Origin of the sequence: Janibacter sp. GS2, assembly GCF_051200835.1 — a bacterium.
In the GTDB taxonomy this organism is placed as follows: domain Bacteria; phylum Actinomycetota; class Actinomycetes; order Actinomycetales; family Dermatophilaceae; genus Janibacter.
On sequence record NZ_CP195161.1, the window covers coordinates 2,906,690 to 2,922,640 of the forward strand.

23 protein-coding genes and 1 pseudogene are annotated in these 15,951 nt (G+C 68.5%); 9 read left to right on the plus strand and 15 right to left on the minus strand.

Annotated features, from left to right (window positions below; all coding sequences use genetic code 11):
* Positions 1-8: 8 nt before the first annotated feature.
* The 9 genes and pseudogenes from prfB to ACR9E9_RS14055 form a co-directional block, all read right to left on the minus strand.
* Positions 9-1,130, minus strand: a complete 1,122-nt coding sequence (gene prfB, locus ACR9E9_RS14015; protein ID WP_435199478.1) for a peptide chain release factor 2 — start codon at positions 1,128-1,130, stop codon at positions 9-11.
* Between the two features lie 52 nt (positions 1,131-1,182).
* Complete coding sequence (locus ACR9E9_RS14020; RefSeq protein ID WP_435199480.1) at positions 1,183-2,481, minus strand: AI-2E family transporter; 1,299 nt, start codon at positions 2,479-2,481, stop codon at positions 1,183-1,185.
* Between the two features lie 87 nt (positions 2,482-2,568).
* Entirely contained in the window at positions 2,569-3,072 is a 504-nt protein-coding gene (locus ACR9E9_RS14025) for a pilus assembly protein TadG-related protein (RefSeq protein WP_435199482.1), read from the minus strand.
* On the minus strand, positions 3,069-3,512 hold the full coding sequence (locus tag ACR9E9_RS14030; RefSeq protein ID WP_435199483.1) for a TadE/TadG family type IV pilus assembly protein: 444 nt from the start codon (positions 3,510-3,512) through the stop codon (positions 3,069-3,071). The genes ACR9E9_RS14025 and ACR9E9_RS14030 overlap by 4 nt, the downstream gene beginning before the upstream one ends.
* Positions 3,509-3,898: a TadE/TadG family type IV pilus assembly protein gene (locus ACR9E9_RS14035; RefSeq protein ID WP_435199485.1), complete on the minus strand. Its 390-nt coding sequence runs from the start codon at positions 3,896-3,898 to the stop codon at positions 3,509-3,511. Before ACR9E9_RS14035 ends, ACR9E9_RS14030 begins: the two co-directional genes overlap by 4 nt.
* A 2-nt stretch (positions 3,899-3,900) precedes the next feature.
* Positions 3,901-4,125 carry a hypothetical protein gene (locus tag ACR9E9_RS14040; protein ID WP_435199487.1) on the minus strand — a complete coding sequence of 75 codons (225 nt, stop codon included), beginning with the start codon at positions 4,123-4,125 and terminating at the stop codon, positions 3,901-3,903.
* A gap of 35 nt (positions 4,126-4,160) precedes the next feature.
* Positions 4,161-5,114 (minus strand): type II secretion system F family protein, encoded by a 954-nt coding sequence (locus tag ACR9E9_RS14045; protein ID WP_435199489.1) that lies wholly within the window; start codon positions 5,112-5,114, stop codon positions 4,161-4,163.
* Complete coding sequence (locus ACR9E9_RS14050; protein WP_435199491.1) at positions 5,111-5,980, minus strand: type II secretion system F family protein; 870 nt, start codon at positions 5,978-5,980, stop codon at positions 5,111-5,113. The genes ACR9E9_RS14045 and ACR9E9_RS14050 overlap by 4 nt, the downstream gene beginning before the upstream one ends.
* Positions 5,977-6,510 (minus strand): annotated as a pseudogene (locus tag ACR9E9_RS14055) (ATPase, T2SS/T4P/T4SS family); the annotation flags it as partial. The pseudogene ACR9E9_RS14055 and the gene ACR9E9_RS14050, both read right to left, overlap by 4 nt.
* A gap of 55 nt (positions 6,511-6,565) precedes the next feature.
* Here ACR9E9_RS14055 and ACR9E9_RS14060 point away from each other — a divergent pair.
* Positions 6,566-7,933 (plus strand): recombinase family protein, encoded by a 1,368-nt coding sequence (locus ACR9E9_RS14060; RefSeq protein ID WP_435199493.1) that lies wholly within the window; start codon positions 6,566-6,568, stop codon positions 7,931-7,933.
* A gap of 4 nt (positions 7,934-7,937) precedes the next feature.
* Here ACR9E9_RS14060 and ACR9E9_RS14065 read toward each other — a convergent pair whose 3' ends face one another.
* From ACR9E9_RS14065 to ACR9E9_RS14090, 6 genes are all read right to left on the minus strand, one after another.
* Positions 7,938-8,978 carry a P63C domain-containing protein gene (locus tag ACR9E9_RS14065; protein WP_435199495.1) on the minus strand — a complete coding sequence of 347 codons (1,041 nt, stop codon included), beginning with the start codon at positions 8,976-8,978 and terminating at the stop codon, positions 7,938-7,940.
* Positions 8,979-9,090: 112 nt separating this feature from the next.
* Positions 9,091-9,315, minus strand: coding sequence for a DUF3263 domain-containing protein (locus ACR9E9_RS14070; RefSeq protein ID WP_435199497.1), 225 nt, complete (start codon positions 9,313-9,315; stop codon positions 9,091-9,093).
* Positions 9,312-9,743 carry an ImmA/IrrE family metallo-endopeptidase gene (locus tag ACR9E9_RS14075; RefSeq protein ID WP_435199499.1) on the minus strand — a complete coding sequence of 144 codons (432 nt, stop codon included), beginning with the start codon at positions 9,741-9,743 and terminating at the stop codon, positions 9,312-9,314. Before ACR9E9_RS14075 ends, ACR9E9_RS14070 begins: the two co-directional genes overlap by 4 nt.
* A gap of 35 nt (positions 9,744-9,778) precedes the next feature.
* Positions 9,779-10,429 carry a hypothetical protein gene (locus ACR9E9_RS14080; protein ID WP_435199501.1) on the minus strand — a complete coding sequence of 217 codons (651 nt, stop codon included), beginning with the start codon at positions 10,427-10,429 and terminating at the stop codon, positions 9,779-9,781.
* Between the two features lie 29 nt (positions 10,430-10,458).
* Positions 10,459-11,433 (minus strand): hypothetical protein, encoded by a 975-nt coding sequence (locus ACR9E9_RS14085; protein ID WP_435199503.1) that lies wholly within the window; start codon positions 11,431-11,433, stop codon positions 10,459-10,461.
* A complete protein-coding gene (locus ACR9E9_RS14090; protein WP_435199505.1) occupies positions 11,430-11,993 on the minus strand; it encodes a hypothetical protein in 564 nt (187 codons plus the stop codon). Before ACR9E9_RS14090 ends, ACR9E9_RS14085 begins: the two co-directional genes overlap by 4 nt.
* Positions 11,994-12,205: 212 nt before the next feature.
* Here ACR9E9_RS14090 and ACR9E9_RS14095 point away from each other — a divergent pair, with 212 nt between their 5' ends.
* The 8 genes from ACR9E9_RS14095 (at position 12,206) to ACR9E9_RS14130 (ending at position 15,856) form a co-directional block, all read left to right on the plus strand.
* A complete protein-coding gene (locus tag ACR9E9_RS14095; RefSeq protein ID WP_435199507.1) occupies positions 12,206-12,475 on the plus strand; it encodes a helix-turn-helix transcriptional regulator in 270 nt (89 codons plus the stop codon).
* Positions 12,472-12,735 carry a hypothetical protein gene (locus ACR9E9_RS14100; RefSeq protein ID WP_435199509.1) on the plus strand — a complete coding sequence of 88 codons (264 nt, stop codon included), beginning with the start codon at positions 12,472-12,474 and terminating at the stop codon, positions 12,733-12,735. The genes ACR9E9_RS14095 and ACR9E9_RS14100 overlap by 4 nt, the downstream gene beginning before the upstream one ends.
* On the plus strand, positions 12,732-13,235 hold the full coding sequence (locus ACR9E9_RS14105) for a matrixin family metalloprotease (protein ID WP_435199511.1): 504 nt from the start codon (positions 12,732-12,734) through the stop codon (positions 13,233-13,235). Before ACR9E9_RS14100 ends, ACR9E9_RS14105 begins: the two co-directional genes overlap by 4 nt.
* Before the next feature lie 79 nt (positions 13,236-13,314).
* Positions 13,315-13,473, plus strand: a complete 159-nt coding sequence (locus ACR9E9_RS14110) for a hypothetical protein (RefSeq protein WP_435199515.1) — start codon at positions 13,315-13,317, stop codon at positions 13,471-13,473.
* On the plus strand, positions 13,470-13,667 hold the full coding sequence (locus tag ACR9E9_RS14115) for a hypothetical protein (protein ID WP_435199517.1): 198 nt from the start codon (positions 13,470-13,472) through the stop codon (positions 13,665-13,667). Before ACR9E9_RS14110 ends, ACR9E9_RS14115 begins: the two co-directional genes overlap by 4 nt.
* Positions 13,668-14,199: 532 nt before the next feature.
* The gene (locus ACR9E9_RS14120; RefSeq protein WP_435199519.1) at positions 14,200-14,586 is read left to right on the plus strand and encodes a hypothetical protein; all 387 of its coding nucleotides are present in this window, start codon (positions 14,200-14,202) and stop codon (positions 14,584-14,586) included.
* Entirely contained in the window at positions 14,583-14,840 is a 258-nt protein-coding gene (locus tag ACR9E9_RS14125) for a hypothetical protein (RefSeq protein WP_435199521.1), read from the plus strand. Before ACR9E9_RS14120 ends, ACR9E9_RS14125 begins: the two co-directional genes overlap by 4 nt.
* A complete protein-coding gene (locus tag ACR9E9_RS14130; protein ID WP_435199523.1) occupies positions 14,837-15,856 on the plus strand; it encodes an Lsr2 family DNA-binding protein in 1,020 nt (339 codons plus the stop codon). Before ACR9E9_RS14125 ends, ACR9E9_RS14130 begins: the two co-directional genes overlap by 4 nt.
* Positions 15,857-15,951 lie beyond the last annotated feature (95 nt).

Here is a 15,951-nt window from a genome sequence, read left to right on the forward strand (position 1 = left end):
GGGCCGGGTCAGTCCTCGGCCTTGGCCTGCTCGATGCGCCAGCGGATGCCGGACTCGATGAACTGGTCGATCTCACCGTCGAAGACCGCCGACGGGTTGCCGGTCTCGTGCTCGGTCCGCAGGTCCTTGACCATCTGGTACGGGTTGAGCACGTAGGAGCGCATCTGGTCACCCCAGCTGGCCTTGACGTCGCCCGCGAGCTCCTTGCGCTCGGCGGCCTCCTCGGCCTTCTTCTGCAGGAGCAGGCGCGACTGCATGACCCGCAGTGCGGCCGCGCGGTTCTGGATCTGCGACTTCTCGTTCTGCATCGACACGACGATGCCGGTGGGGATGTGCGTCATGCGCACGGCGGAGTCGGTGGTGTTGACCGACTGCCCGCCGGGGCCGGAGGAGCGGAAGACGTCGACCTTCAGCTCGTTCTCCGGAACCTCGATCGAGTCGGTGCCCTCGATGAGCGGGATGACCTCGACGGCAGCGAAGGAGGTCTGTCGGCGACCCTGGTTGTCGAAGGGCGAGATCCGCACCAGGCGGTGGGTCCCCCCTTCGACGGAGAGGTTGCCGTAGGCGTAGGGGACGTTGACCTCGAAGGTGGCCGACTTCAGGCCCGCCTCCTCGGCGTAGGAGGTGTCCATGACCTTGGTCGGGTACCCGTGGCGCTCGGCCCAGCGCAGGTACATGCGCATGAGCATCTCGGCGAAGTCCGCGGCATCGACGCCACCGGCGCCGGCGCGGATCGTCACGACCGCCGAGCGGTCGTCGTACTCCCCCGACAGGAGGGTGCGGACCTCCAGCTGTCCGACGGCCTTGGTGACCTTGGTCAGCTCGGCCTGGGCCTCGGACAGGACCTCGGCGCCGTCCGCTCCACCCTCCTCGGAGCCGAGCTCGATGAGCGCCTCGAGGTCGTCGATGCGTGCGTCCATGGCGAGGATGCGCTCACGCTCGTGGTTGGCCCGGGAGAGCGCGGACGTCACGCCCTGCGCCTTGTCCGGGTCGTCCCAGAGGTCGGGCGCCGTCGCCTGCTGCTCGAGGTCGGCGATCTGCGCCTCCAGTGCGCTCAGATCGGTCACCTCACGCACCGACGCCATGGTCGTACGCAGGTTCTGGATCTCGGATGCGAAGTCAATTGCCACGACAGGTCACCCTACGGCAGGGCCGGCCGCGAGATCGTCGCCTCCCCGCCGCTCACGCGGACGAGCGCTCCTCCGGCTGATGCGGACTGCTCGAGATGAAGGGGGTGATCCACCGCGTCTTCGGGTCCCGGTCGATGAGCAGCGACTTCACGAGCAGGGTGAAGGGGATCGCCAGGAGGGCGCCGAGGGCACCGAAGACGTAGGCCCAGAAGACCAGCGACAGGAAGGCCGTCGAGGCGTTGATCCCGACCGCGTCGCCGGTGAACTTCGGCTGGAGGATCGTCTGGATGACGAAGTTCGCCACGCAGTACACGACGATGACCCACACCATCGTCGACACACCCCCGGAGAGCAGGCCGATGAAGGCTGGTGGGATCAGACCGAGGACGAAGCCGACGTTGGGGATGTAGTTGGTCACGAAGGACAGCAGCGCGAAGGTCATCGCCAGGGGCACACCCAGCCACACCAGGGCGCCGTAGTCGATGACCGCGACGATGACACCGAAGACCGTCGAGACGATCCAGTACCTGCGCACCCGGTACCCGAAGTCCACGAGCGCGTCGGCGACATCGGGCTTGTACCGGTGGATGGCCTCCAGCCGGTGGCCGAAACCCCCGGCATCCATGACCAGGAAGATCATCACGGTCAGCAGGAAGAGCATCGTCGTCGTCAGCCCGGTGACGGTGTTGGCCAGGGAGGTCGCGACGCCGGCGAGGTTGCGGATGTCGAAGTTGGCGATGGCCTCGTCGATCTCCGTCGCCTCGACGCCGTACTCGACGAGCATGAAGCGGGCGTCGCTGACCAGCCCGGTGAAGGTGCTCACGTACTCCGGTTTGGCCAGCTCGTTGGCGAAGCGGGTCGCCGCGATCCCGATCGAGGCGCCGAGCGCGGCGAGGATCCCGTAGAGGATGACGATGAGCAGCAGGCCGGCGATCGCCCCGGGCAGGATCCGGCGCAGGAACTTGTAGACCGGGTAGACGGCGATGATCAGCGTCCCCGCGAGGAAGGTCGGCGCGACGATCCCGGCGACCTGTTTCAGCCCCGCGATGGCGATGACGCCGGCTGCGAGCCCGAGCAGCAGGGTCAGGGTCGGGGGGAGGGAGACCCGCACGATCGGCCGGTCGTCCGGGTGCTCGTGCCTCCGGTCGGGATCGCGCACCTCGTCGGCGGGGATGGTCTCGCTCTCGTGGACCTCCCCGGCCCGCAGGACGTCGCCCTCGGTGGTGTGCACGACCGGAGGACTGTCATCGCGCGTGGGGTCGGACTCGATCGGCGCATCCGGCTCGATCTCGGGCACCGTGGGGTCCTCGTCGGGCCGCTCGTGCTCGTCCACCGACCGCTGTTCCTCCACGTGCATTCCTCCTGGACCTGCTGGACGCGATGTGTCCGCGTCGTCATAGTGTCAGGTCGTCGGCCTGCGTGGGAGGGCAGCCGACGATCAGGGTGGGTCCTCGACCACGTCGGCCCGCGCCCTCGACTCGACGGTCACCGTCACGGACCCACCCAGGGACTCCAGCAGCCCCCCGACCAGCGGTAGATCCGCCTCTCCCCGCAGCCGGACGACAGCGGTGCGCCCGTCCGGGCTGCCGGTGCCCTCGGCCACCTCCCAGCCCTCCAGACCGTGGGGTCGGTCGCGACCCGCGAGGTGCTCCGCGGCACTGCGGCGCACGACGTCGTCGGTCAGGGGCAGCGTCTCCCCCAGGCCCTGGTCGTAGATCCGCTCGACCCCCTCGTCGGTCGCCTCGAGGGCGGCCGAGTCGGCGGCGTCGAGCAGCCGCATGCGCGAGATCTGCACCGAGGTGACCGCCAGCCCCCCGATGATCAGGGTCATCGCGATGACGGTCAGCCCGAGGACGAGGATGGACAGCTGACCGCGCTCGTCCCGGGCACGCGGGCCGAGATGGGCACCACGGCGCGTGGCGGGGGCGCGAAGGGTGGTCATCGCACCTCGTACTCCGGGACCGGCGCCACCTGGCTCGCCGAGACCGGAATCTCCAGGGGAACCACGTCGCCGAGGAAGGAGGGCACGAGCGGCAGGGGAACGGTGACCGTGGCCTGGGTCGTCACGGACCCACCGGGCGAGAGGCACGGGCTGGCCGAGCACGCCACGGTCAGGTCACCGTGGTCGGCGAAACCCTGGTCCCGGAAGGCGATGTCGGACGCAGCGCGCGCCCGGGCCTGCGCCGAGCTGTCGTCCTCGGCGGTGACGAAGGCGCGCGCGGCCTCGCGCGCTCCCTGGGTCACGGCATAGGACCCGGCCTGGAGCCGGGCGAGGCACAGGACGAGGTAGATCAACGGGACGAGCAGCAGGATCGCCAACCAGACGAACTCGATGACGGCGGTGCCCCCTTCGTCGGACAGCCGGGCCCGCCACGTGCTCACTGCTCCTCCAGGAAGGCCCGACCACGCACGTCGAAGCCCTCGCTCGGCCCCATCGGGCCGACGACCGGCACCGGGGCGATCACGTCGACGACGAGGACCTCGACGCCGGCACCGGTGGTCTCCACCCGGGTGGAGACCCCCTCGGAGTAGCGCTCCGAGAGCGACCGGTCGATGAGGTCCCGAGCACGCTCGGCGCCCTGGTCCGGACTCGACCCTGCCCGGGCTCCGTAGCGAGCACCCTCCGAGGCACAGGAGACGAGGGTGTTGCGCACGTGCAGTGCCAGACCGAGCTGGAAGACCGCGAGGAAGACGAAGAGCAGCAGCGCGGAGGTCAGGGTGAAGTCGACGACCGCGGAGCCGGTGTCGTCCCCGAGCCTGCGGGTCATGATCAGTTGTGGACCTGGTCCGGGCCGGTGACACCCTCCAGGGCGCTCTTGAACATGCTCTTGAGCTGTTCCCCGGCGATCGCCCAGATGCCGGTGACCAGGGCCGCGGTCATCAGGGTGATCAGCACCCAGCCGGGGACGTCGCCGGTCTCGTCACGCAGGCGCGTGACGGCACGACGGGTGACAGCGCTCATGCGGATGTGTGCCTTGATGAGCTGGTCGGACATGTGGATCGATCTCCTTCGTGGCGGTGGTGGGTCGGTCACATCTGGAACTGGAAGAAGCCCAGTCCCGGGAAGAGGGCGAAGAGGATGGTCACGGGGAGGACACCGAAGACGACCGGGACCATCATCGCGATCTCCTTCTTGCCGCCGGCCTCCATGATCTGGCGGCGGCCCTCCTCACGGACGTCCTGGGCCTGCGCGCGCAGGACGTCCGCGAGGGGGGTGCCGCGTTCGACGGCGACGACGATCCCGTCGACGAAGCGGGCGAGCGAGCTCAGCCCGGTGCGGTCGGCGAGCCCCTGCAGAGCGGTGGGCAGGCTGGCTCCGGCGCGGGCATCCGCGAGGCACCGGCCCAGCTCATCGGACAGCTCCCCCTGGGAGAGACGCACGACCCGTTCCAAGGCACCGGCGGCTCCCTCACCTGCTCCGACCGCGAGCGCGAGCAGCTCGGCCACCGTGGGGAACTCGGCGAGCATCTTCGCCTCGCGGCGGTCGGCCTCCTTGGACAGGGACGAGTCGCGGACGACGACACCGCAGGCGAAGCCGAGGACGATGAGCACGAGGAGGAAGAAGGGTGAGCGGCCCTCGCTGGTGACGAAGACGACCCCGAGCAGACCACCCAGCGCCGACCCGCCGAATCCGTAGACGACCTGCTCCGCACGGAAGTGGTCGGTGTCCGGCTCCCGGCCCGCGCGCAGCAGCCGACGTCGTACCGAGCTCGTGCCGCCGAGGACGGACTCCACCCGCCGGGCGAGGTCGCTGACGAGGGGCCGCAGCACGGTCGGGATGACGGCGGCCAAGGGCACCTCCGGCGCCGTGAGCAGCCGGGAGGGCTTCGGGGTGTCCCGCAGATAGGGCGCGAGCCGGTCCTCGAGCGTAGCCTGACGGTGTCGTGGCAGCCCCTGGTGCACGAGCACGACACCGAGCGCGAGAACGAGACCGAGCAGCGCGCCGCCGCGCCCCGGGCCGATGGAGTGCACGAGATCGGTCATCTCAGCACCCGTTCCTCTTCCGGGAGGCGACCGATCCGGACCATGAGCCGGTAGGCGAGCACCGTCGCGGCCGCCCCGACGGCGAGGACGGCCGCTCCCGCGGCACTGTTGTAGGCCTGCACGGACTCGGGCCGGGTCGAGAGGAGCGCGAGCACGATCCACGGGGCGGCGACGGCCAACCTCGCGGCGTTGACCGTCCAGGACTGCCGCGTCTCCAGCTCGCTGCGTGTGCGGGCGTCCTCACGCAGGAAGGTCGACAGGGTCCGCAGGAGGGACCCGAGATCGGAGCCGCCGACCTCGCGGGCGATGCGCAGGGACTCCACGAGTCGGTCGCCCACCGGGTCGGCCAGGCGGTCCTTCAGCCGGTCGAGGCAGTCGTTGAACCGACCGGTCGTGCGGTAGTCGCCGGCGAAGTCGCGAAAGGCCGGACGCAACTCATCCGGACCCCGTACCGAGAGCTGGGCGAGCGCCTCGGGGAGCGCGAGACCAGCCCGTACGGCGGAGGTGACGTTGTCGACGACGTCCGGCCACAGCTCGCGAAGGTGGGCGCGACGCGAGCGCGCCCGCATCCGCACGACGGCCACCGGCACCCATCCGGCCATGACGGCAAAGCACAGCGCGATGCTCGGCACCGTGGTCACCGCGGTGACGGTGACGAAGACCAGGAGGAAGGCGATGACGCAGGCGGCGAGCAGACCGACCGGCCCGATCCCCCGGTAACCGGCCTGGGCCAGCTCGTCCCGCAGCTGACGCAGCAGCCGATGCTCCTGCGGCTCGCGCGCACGCGTGGGCTCCTGCGGCCAGGTGGACCACCAGATGAGGAAGAGGCCGGCACCGAGCAGGGCCCCCACGAGGACTCCGGTCACGGGCGACCTCCGGCGAGCAGCGCGGCGAGGTCGTACCCGGCGCGTTCGAAGCGGTCGCGGTGCGGCGGGAAACCATCGGCCCGCACGAGCCGACCCTCACGAGTGGTGAAGATGTCGCTGATCTCGACGACGTCGTTCTCCATGCGGCCGGGCAGCCCGACGATCTCCCGGACCCGGCGTGTGCCGTCGACCTCGAGCGCAGCATGGACGACGAGGTCGATCGAGCCGGCCACGGTGGGCACGACGAAGCGGGAGCTGACATTTTCTCCGGCCAGCAGCGGGAGGGTGCACATCTTCGTCACGGCCTCGCGGGCCGAGTTGGCGTGGATCGTGCACATCCCCGGCAGGCCCGAGTTGAGCGCGATGAGCAGATCGAGGCTCTCTGCCTGACGCACCTCGCCGACGATGATCCGGGAGGGCCGCATCCGCAGCGCCTCCTTGACCAGGCGGCGCAGAGGGATCTCGCCGGTGCCCTCGAGGCTGGGCTGGCGACACTGCATGGCGACGACGTCCCGCTTGGGGATCTTCAGGATGATCCCGACCGACGTTCACACGTTGAAAGTGGGGGCCGCCACGATGGCTGGCATGACCAGAACCGCGGGGATCTACGTGCGCATCAGCAGCGACCCAACCGGCCGCAGGCTCGGCGTCACCCGACAGCAGCAAGCCTGCCGCGAGGCCGCCGACGCCAAGGGCTGGCCAGTCCACCGCGTCTACGAAGACAACGACCTCTCCGCCTACTCAGGCAAGCCCAGACCCGAGTACCAGGCCATGCTCGACGACCTCGCCGCCGGCGTCATCGACGCCGTCGTCGTCTGGGACCTCGACCGCCTCACCCGCCGCCCCATCGAGATCGAGCACTTCATCGAGCTCGCTGACCGGCACGGCATCGCGCTCGCGTCCGTCGGTGGCGACGCTGACCTGTCCACGGACAACGGGCGGCTGTTCGCGCGCATCAAGGGCGCTGTGGCCCGGGCGGAGGTCGAACGCAAGTCTGAGCGTCAGCGCGCCGCGGGCGAGCAACGCCGCGCGGCTGGGCTGATGCACGTCGGTCGGCGCCCGTTCGGGTTCACCACCGACGGCATGGCACACAACGAGGTCGAGGCCGCGTGGGTCCGCAAGGCCACCGCGGCGCTCCTCGCCGGCGCCTCGCTGTCCTCGATCGCCCGGGAACTCACCGGAGCAGGGGTGGTCACCACGGCCGGCAACCGATGGCACCCCACCGAGCTGCGGCGCATGCTGGCCTCCCCCAGGAACGCCGGCCTGCTCGTCCACCACGGCGCCGTCATCGGCGAAGGCGCGTGGCCACCGATGATCAGCGTCGATGACCACCGGGCGCTCGCGGCGCTGCTCGCTGACCCCGCCCGGCAACCGGGACGACCGAAGCAGTCGTCCCCGCTGCTCGTGGGTGTGGCCACCTGCGGCATCTGTGCCGAGCCGACACGGGTCTACTCGACCCGCTCCGGCGACCGGCCTCGCCTCTACTACTGCTCCACGAAACGACACCTCTCCCGCGCCGCCGCACCCATCGAGGAGTACGTGAGCGACGTCCTCCTCGAACGACTCGCCCGCACACCCACCACAGACCTGCTCGACCCCGTCTCGCCCGAGCACGCGGCCGCACTCCGCGCCGAAGAGACCACCCTGCGCGCTCGCCTGGACGGCGTCGCTGATGCCTACGCAGCCGGCGACGTCGACGAACTCCAGTTGCGCCGCATCTCCACCAAGCTCCGGGCCCGCCTCGACGACCTCACCGCTGAGCTCGCCAGCCTCTCCCGCCGCCCAGCCGTCGCCGCCCTGCTCGAGCACGACGACCTCGCGGTCGGGTGGCGTTCCACCCCGACTGAGATGCAACGCCAGATCCTCGCCTCACTCGCCACGATCCGGCTCCACTCCCCCGGCCGCGGCGCGCGATGGTTCAACCCGGCCACGGTCGAAATCTCCTGGTCGTGACGGTCTAGGTGTCGAGATCCAACGGGATCGTCTTGCCGAACTTCGGATGGATACGGTCGAGTTTCCCCTTGAAATCGTCCCAAGACTCACTCAGTTTCATGATCGAGACGACAGAGGCAAGGTGCTCACGCAACTTGGGATGTCCCGTGTCCGCTGTCAGTTGCTGATGCAGCCTCGCAGCCGGGCGCCCGCTCTCATTTCGCGGGACCTTTCGCTTCAGTTCCTCCCGTACGCCGGGCGCCAGACGGTCGTACACCACATCGTTAGTCAGCGTGCCGAAGTACTGCGGACGTTTGACACCGTCCTTCTTGTAGTCAAGACCCCTGAGCCGGAACATCTCTTCGTAGAACTCTGGAGGAAAGGTCTTGACCCACGCTTGGAGTTCCTTCGCAACGAACTCCTCGAGGATCCTCGCCAAAGCGTCACGCTGGCGCATCTCCTGGTACCCAGTGGCTTCGTCGACAAGGGCGATGATGCCCACGCGAGCCAAGCCGCGGACGAGGATCTCAGCTTGCTGAGCCACGTGCATCTGCTGGTACGGCAGTGCCCTGTTCTCACGCGCTGCCAGGTAGATCTCACAAACCGCGGGCAGAAGCTCAGCGTTGTACCCACTGGCCCGTCCACCGTTCGGAAGCCTGAACGTGATCGGAGCGGCCTTCTCCATCACCTCGCGAGGGATGAACGGCGCGATGGCTTGCCCCTGGAGGATTGGCGGCACTCCGGACAGGCTCCGGGTGTTGGCTCTGGGGTGACGGCCGAGTGCCTGCAAGAAACTCGCCTGCGTGAGCACCCTGGTCCCGTCGTCAAGGACGTAGCAGGAGAGCTCGGCGTCGCCGACCCTCAGGGGCTTGTCCGACGAGCCGCACACAGCCACCTTGTCGGGCTCGTCCCATCGAGTTCGAGCCGCACGCCGGCTGATAGCGGAGCGTTCTTGAGGAGAGAGCTTCTTGGCGCGGGCACGACCTCCTCTCGCACGTCCACTCGTCGGACCCTCCTCGGAGGGGTCGTGCTCGCCGCGGTTCTGTGCAGGCATGTCATCCCTCATGCCTGCATAATTGCACCCATTAACCCAACATGCAAGCAATAAGCGCCGATGCTTGCACATCTAGGTTCATCGTGCTCGCCCTCATGGGTGACGGACCAAGCGAGTGGAGGCGCTAAGCCGGGCGGCGCGTCCTCGAGTCCCTCAGCCGGCGCAGACGCGCCACGGTCACCGGATCGTAGCGGTACGCCGCCGGCATGGACAGGAGTCGGTTGATCACCTGCAGAGCTCTCGTCTCGCCCAGACCGAGCTCTGCGAAGGCGTTGAGCCTACGGTCACGCTGCCCATCGAGCGGCCATCTCCGCCAGACGTCCAGCAGCTGCTCCTCGAGCTCTGTCATGCCCCGACCTCCAACCGGTTGATCCGCTCCACGATGATCGCCCGCTCCGCCGGGCGCAGATGCCGAGCGTCGAGCCGCGCTCGCAGGGTGGGCTCATCGACCCACAGTTCGTCTGCGGCGATCTCGAGGTCGCCCCCGGACCACACGAGCTCGTTGGCCACGTCCCACGGATCCGGCAGGAGGTACCGCGCTGCATCGGCCTCAACGAGACGCTCGGTGCGTTCGTCCTGGCAGCCGGCATGTCCGCGCCACAGGTGGACCAGCTCGTGCGCGAGCGTGCACCGCCGCTCCACTTGGCTCAAGCGAGCGTCCAGCCAGATGCGCTCGCGGCCGTCGTTGACGCCCCACACGCCAAGCTGCAGCTCGTCGAAGTGCACGGCGACGTGTGCGAGGGCGCGGAGTTCGCGCCACGGGTGAGGCAGATGCATGACCGGGACGCTAGATGAGGCCGGTGACATCCGAGCTACCTGTGAAGTGGCCCCCCGGAGGGCGTCGAGCGGTCCTGAGTGTCACCTTGCGCAGGCACTGGGCCGCTGCGGGCGTTCTCGTAGGCATCCCACAGGAGGTTCACGATCAAGAGAAAAGTCAGAACGAGATAGGCACCTAGGGCGACGACCGCCGCGGTAAGACCACGCTGCGCCCAAGAAGCCACAGCGTCTCCTGCGCGGTCGATCGAGACAGTGTTCGCGATCACCACGAGACACAGCGCTGTCAGCACGGTTATTAGGCTTGCCCACAGAGTCTGTGCAGCAGCCTCATCGATCGCGCGTCGTTGCGGGCCCTCGTAGCTAACTACGGCCTCCGGCTTACCCCCCGGACTTAGCCGCTGTCTCCACGTAGAGAGCTGGACGAAGACGGCCAACAGCGCAGCCGCCAACAGTGACAGCCCGGCAATCAGTGAGTCCGCCGCTCGAATTTGCCAGCCGAGCCCGAGCGACAGGAGGCCCAACAGAGTCGGCGGCACGAAGAGAATCAGCAGAGCACCGTAGTCGCGTGGTTCATCCTCGTGAACGCGACGGTGGCGAACTCCGTCGGCCACCGCCGACCAAAGCGGGGCTAGGGAGAATCTGTCAGTCCGTAGTCCTGCGCCGACCTTGAGTATCCACTCACGCATCCGTGACACCGCTTCCCACCATGAGTCAACTACTCGAATTCTAGGTCCAGCGCCTCCTGCTTGGCGAGGTCCCGCGCCTTCTCCACCGTCCGGTACCGCCAAGATCCCCCATCAAGACGGAGGTTCTTACTCAGAGGGTAGGTGAAGACGTCATCGACATTATCTGGGCTCACCGACAGCGGCTGGTCGCCTTCCAGCCGGATTGTCGTCCGGTTGACGTCCATCCCGCCGTCGCGGATCTTTCCCAGATCGAGGTTTACCCTCGATGCCGTCCGGGCGACCGCGCCCTTCTTATTGCCCTCTACCCACCCCACGACTTCCTTGACCAGTTCAGCGGCCTGAGCGCTCGTCACGTCCGTCACTTCCAGCTCCCCCTTCTTCACCGGGCGCCGCCCACGCGCGGTCGGTGGTCCCATCGACCTGAACTGGACCGTGGTCCTGCGCGCGTTCTTGATCAGCGCGAGCAAGTGGTCAACGTCAGCGATCGTCTGGATCCGGATGGATCGCCAGTACTCGACGTTGCTGGAGTCGTCCGCAAAGTGCAGGGCCTCGAAGCGTCTCAACCACGCCAGCAGGTCGGAGACAGGGGCAGACCTGCTCCGAACCTCGGTCACGAGGATGCCCTCGTCACCAGAGCGCGGATAGTACAGGTCGACTCGGAACCGGCGGGTCGCAGAGTCGCCAACAATGGATGTGGATCGACCATCGCGACGGAGGAGATCGTCGTGTCCCCCGATCTTTCCGAAGCTCACCTCGCATCGAACGGTCAGACCCACCTGATCGACCGATTGGATCTTGATCTCGTAGTCCCCCGGGGATGCCTCGGGGACCTCGCCGCGCAGGTCCTGGTAGTCCGGCCGGCCACTCAACACCTCGCCTCGATAAGCATCGAGCAGTGCTGCGACTGTGGATGCGTGGTCAGCGGCGATCGCACTCAGATCCTCCGGAGTCCTCCCCTTCCGCTTGAAGGTCTGGAAGGTGTACACGCGGAATCCAAAGGTCATGGAGCCTCCCCCTCGTCGTCCTGCCGGTCGCGCTCTACTTGGGCGCGACCCTTGCTCTCCTGCGATCGTGCGGCGACGTCGTCGGGCATGGTCGAGTCCAACGCTGTCGCGCTCGGCAGCTGGTGTATGACGGCCCCGCTCCCCGGGACCTGGGTGGTGGCGGCGGAACGTTCATCGTTCCCCACGTCCTCTCGTCCTCGGTCCAAGGCCCGGTTGGCCTTGGCGAACTGACGAACGACCGCGAGAACAGCATCTTGCTGTTCCCCCGTGAGCGAGTCCGCGTCTACCGGGAGCCGCTCAGCCAAGGGCGCGAGAGGAATCGGTCGGCGAGCTGCGGCGTACACCACTGCCTGGTCGAGGCCCGACAGGGACACCAGCGCGTCGAGTGTTTTGTCCGACGGCGTGGACCTGTACGAGCCCGCAGCCATGGCGTTGATCGTCGTGTAGCTGATCGTCAGCCCACGACTCCGCGCCAAGGCATCCAGCTGCCGACCACTCACATCGTGCTTCGTCAGCACGGTCTGAGCGACCTCTCGCAGCGTCAGGCGTTCGTTCATCACGGGACGACAGTCCTCCATCTTGTGTCACTGGTGCCACCGGCCGCACTTGTATTCGTGACAAGTGAACCATCCCGCGCCCACGGTTTCGTAGGGCCCGCACGGCGGAATGTTGACAAGTGACTGACAGGTGCGCCATGCTCCACTTGTCAATACGAGGGAAGGGGAGCAAGATGAGTCGCAGACCGAAGGTTCGATACCTCAGGGAGACATGGATGAAGGTCACCGACAAGGAGGCGCTGCGCAGGGCACGCAAGCGCGCCAAGTACAGCCAGCGGGACCTGGCCGCCCTGTGCCGATGCACCCAGGCGACTATCTCCGCACTCGAAACCGGCACGATGCCCAACTGCTCCGACGACCTCGCCGAGCAGATCGCAAAGTGGCTCGACCGCGACGTGGAGGACCTCTTCGAGCGCATGAGGTCCTCTCGCGTGCACCGAGTGACAAACGCGCGGGGCATCACTCGTCAGAAGATGTCGGCATGAGCGCCCTCGCGACTTCGGAGCCGATGTCCGAGGACGATGCGCGCCGCCCCAGAGACGCCGCGATGACCAAGACCACGCCCCGTGACCAGGTCTCATCTCGCGACCGCGCTCGCAGGCAGGCGCACGGCGACGCCTGGGCCGACGCCGTGGCGGCGCTCGCGGCTTCGGCGCCGAGGCGTCTCACTGCGGAGCAGGCCCGGGTCGTCAAGACCGGGCTGCGGCTCGATCCCACCCACGGCAAGAAGGGGGCGATGGCGTGAGTACCGCGAAGCGAATCCTGAGCGCTCTCACGGTGGTCGCCCTTGCGCCTGCCGGTGTCGCCTTCGCCGCGCACGCGCCGGGCGACTACGACGGGCCTCCTCGTTGGCAGGCGCAGACGGTCACGATCACTGCTGACCTCGTCGTGGCGTCTGAGCAGTGGGGCGACGCGGTGGAGTTCGTAGTCGTCTCGCCCAGCGAGACGCAGATCAGCACCCGCCCCGCGACGGCTCTGGATGCCGGCGTCGGCGGCGAAGCCGCCCGCACCTTCCGTGACGGGAACTACCTCGCCTCCTGCACGATCACCCTCGCGCCCGGCGAGACCACCGGCGACGTGGTGACCCACGAGCTGGGTCACTGCCTGGGCCTGGGCCACGACAGCAGCGCGGAGCCGTCCAACATGCACTGGTTCCGACAGGACTACCAGAGCGGTTGGTCCGACAGCGTCACCGACGCTGACCGGGCGAAGCTCGACGCGCTCTACGAGACGAGCACGCGATGATCGCCCTCCTTCTCCTCGCGCTCGGCGCGTTCACCGTCCTGCTGGCCCTCGTCGGCTTCGCCTTTGGGGAGGAGTGGTGATGACGCTCCTCGACGTCGTGATCGGAACGCCGACCGCGTTCGTGCTCATGGTCGGCACGTACCTGCTGGCTGCCCGGGGCGCGAGCCATGTCCACCTGGTCGAGCCCTCTGGCCGGTGCGGAGTGTGCGGCCTCGTACCCGAGGACGGTGCCTCATGAAGGTACTCAACCCGTGGGACGTCGCGCTGCGGATGATGCGCAACGGCCGCGACCCGGGACTGATCGTGGCGTACCTCGAGGAGGAAGCACGACGCGCCGGAGTCGCCCCCTTCGACCTGTCGATGCACCAGCGCGACGTGCTGGCCCTCTTGTTTGGCCGCCGAGCCGACTTCGCTCTCGTCGGGCCGCCCTAGACCGGCCGGGTGGCGCTCCGGTTCGCCCGGTGACCTCCCCGCACGACGTGGCTGCTCCCCCAGCTGCGGGTTCGGGTTGAGGCACCAGGGCAGCGCAATGGACCGGCGAAGCGCCACCCGGCCACCTACCACCCACCCACGACCACCGACCAGCACGAGACGTAAGGACGAAGGGAGCCGATCCGGATGGGCACTCGTCAGGACCACGCGGAAGCCGTCACCTCACCGTCTTCGAGCCCGTACTGCGTGCAGTGCGGTCGCCCGGTCGTGCGAAACCACCGGTGTCCCGCGACCCCGGCCACTAGCCAACTCCACGGCCCGCCCCCGGACTGGCGCGAGCAGGTCGAGGCCGAGCGATCCACAGCCTCGGCGCTCGCGCCCAGCTCCCGGTGGGAAGAGGAGCCGCTTCCCTTCGACGACGCGCCTGACCCGTGAGCCAGGCACCCGAACCAGTAATCCCCGTGTGCACAGACGGAGGGCCGGCCCCCGTACCAGGAGAAGCCGACCCTCACGAACGAGAGAAGGGTACCGAATGAGCACCACGTCAGCACCAGCTCCGACACCGGCCGAGGTCCTCGCCGGCATCGACCACCGCGCGAAGTACAACTCCGAGGTCGACCTGACCATCGCCGCGTGCAGTGAGCGTCTGCGCCGGGGAGTCTCGCCCCAGGAGGTCACCGACGAGCTCCGTAAGCGTTACCTGTGGCTGGCGAGGATCGCGGCCGCAGCCGAGGTCCTCGACGACGTGGCCCTCGAGCAGAAGGAGGTGCAGTTCTCGGCCGGCGCCGTGGAGCGCGCCCGTAACAGCGCCGCGGCGCACTCCGCGCCGCCTCGCCAGCGGGTCGGTGACGGGGTGGTGCGTTACTCCCCCTTCGGTAGCGCGCAGCCGCGTGCATCGCGGAAGGCGGCCCGGGCATGAGCACCCGACCAGATGGCATGCCCCAGGGCCACCCGGAGAAGCGCTCCATACCGATCGCGCAGCTGACGATCCTCTCGTCGTCCACGGATCCGGATGACCCTTCCTTCGATGTCCACGGCGAGTTGCGCATCCTCGTCCCGGCCCCTGCGGGTCGCGAGGCCGAGGTCGTCGACGTGGTCCGCGGCATCATGCGCCAGGTCCTGGACTCCGAGAACGTCGCGACCTTCGCCATCTCCCACGGTGGCCGGTCGTGAGCCCCGTGGTGCAGGGCAACGCGAACGCCGCGGTACACGACCACCGGCACGTGCCGTTCGCCCGTCCCCGGCCCGCCGTCGACGACGACCCGTGGGAGCGTCTCGAGCTCGCCCGGGCACGCAAGACCATCCAGTCCCCGATCAAGGCCCCTGAGGGTGGCTGGTCCGGACCCGAGCCGCTCTCGCCCGCGGAGAGCGCCACCACGACGAAGGCATCCCCGAAGTCCACGAAGGCGAAGCGCGCGAAGAAGTCCCGCGCCACCAAGAGCTCATCCCCCAAGACGCGCCCCGAAGACGGGAACCTCGACAGCGCCGAGGTCGCGAACGAACTGCGGGAGCAGTGGGAACACTTCAAGGCGCTCGCAGCCAGGGGTGACACCGCCCCGCAGATCGCGGAGGCGTTGGGCTGGACGGCCCGCCGAGTCCGTGCGGACGCTCGCGCTGCGGGGATCTCCCTGCCTCGGGCCGGTGGCCCGGGCCCGGGGCGCACCCCACATTGGAATGTCGACGACGCGATCCAACTGGCGAAGCAGGGTCTGACGGCTCGGGAGATCTCCGAGCAGGTCGGCGCCTCCGCGGTGACGGTTCGTCGCACTCTCGCCCGGCACGGGACCCCCCTCGTCGACGGCAGGACGAAGTTCTCCGGCACGAGCAACCCGGTGTCGCAGCGCCTGGCTGACCTCGACCATGAGCACGTCCTCGCCTTATACGCCGACCTCGGCAACGCACACGCCGTCGCCGCTGCTCTCGGGGCGGGCGCATCGACCATCACCCGGGTGCTGCACCAGCACGGCGTGGACGTCAGGTCCTCGGGTGAGGTTCAGAAGGGTCGCCCCAGTACGGACCGGGCTCGCTGGATGAAGGACGAGATGCGCGCGGCCGGTGTCACCAGCGCCGTCGTCCGCGAGTGGGCCCTCGAGCAGGGCCACGCCGTGGCCGACCGCGGGATCCCTTCCAAGGCCGTCTGGCTCGCCTACAAGGACGCACACCTTCCGACAACCCATCAGGAGAACTGACATGGCACACCACGAAAGCACCCCGGCGTCTGTCCTCGACGCACCGACCCGCGTCCCCGTCGTCGTGCACAGCAACCGCGGCATGAGCCGAGCAC

Coding starts and splice junctions, on each gene's coding strand:
- ACR9E9_RS14125 (WP_435199521.1), top strand. CDS start 14,583: ATGAGCACCCGACCAGATGGCATGCCCCAGGGCCACCCGGAGAAGCGC.
- ACR9E9_RS14100 (WP_435199509.1), top strand. CDS start 12,472: ATGAGCGCCCTCGCGACTTCGGAGCCGATGTCCGAGGACGATGCGCGC.
- ACR9E9_RS14065 (WP_435199495.1), bottom strand. CDS start 8,978: ATGAGGGATGACATGCCTGCACAGAACCGCGGCGAGCACGACCCCTCC.
- ACR9E9_RS14115 (WP_435199517.1), top strand. CDS start 13,470: ATGAAGGTACTCAACCCGTGGGACGTCGCGCTGCGGATGATGCGCAAC.
- ACR9E9_RS14110 (WP_435199515.1), top strand. CDS start 13,315: ATGACGCTCCTCGACGTCGTGATCGGAACGCCGACCGCGTTCGTGCTC.
- ACR9E9_RS14120 (WP_435199519.1), top strand. CDS start 14,200: ATGAGCACCACGTCAGCACCAGCTCCGACACCGGCCGAGGTCCTCGCC.
- ACR9E9_RS14035 (WP_435199485.1), bottom strand. CDS start 3,898: ATGACCCGCAGGCTCGGGGACGACACCGGCTCCGCGGTCGTCGACTTC.
- ACR9E9_RS14045 (WP_435199489.1), bottom strand. CDS start 5,114: ATGACCGATCTCGTGCACTCCATCGGCCCGGGGCGCGGCGGCGCGCTG.
- ACR9E9_RS14025 (WP_435199482.1), bottom strand. CDS start 3,072: ATGACCACCCTTCGCGCCCCCGCCACGCGCCGTGGTGCCCATCTCGGC.
- ACR9E9_RS14095 (WP_435199507.1), top strand. CDS start 12,206: ATGAAGGTCACCGACAAGGAGGCGCTGCGCAGGGCACGCAAGCGCGCC.
- ACR9E9_RS14075 (WP_435199499.1), bottom strand. CDS start 9,743: ATGCATCTGCCTCACCCGTGGCGCGAACTCCGCGCCCTCGCACACGTC.
- ACR9E9_RS14060 (WP_435199493.1), top strand. CDS start 6,566: ATGACCAGAACCGCGGGGATCTACGTGCGCATCAGCAGCGACCCAACC.
- ACR9E9_RS14070 (WP_435199497.1), bottom strand. CDS start 9,315: ATGACAGAGCTCGAGGAGCAGCTGCTGGACGTCTGGCGGAGATGGCCG.
- ACR9E9_RS14080 (WP_435199501.1), bottom strand. CDS start 10,429: ATGCGTGAGTGGATACTCAAGGTCGGCGCAGGACTACGGACTGACAGA.
- ACR9E9_RS14085 (WP_435199503.1), bottom strand. CDS start 11,433: ATGACCTTTGGATTCCGCGTGTACACCTTCCAGACCTTCAAGCGGAAG.
- ACR9E9_RS14040 (WP_435199487.1), bottom strand. CDS start 4,125: ATGTCCGACCAGCTCATCAAGGCACACATCCGCATGAGCGCTGTCACC.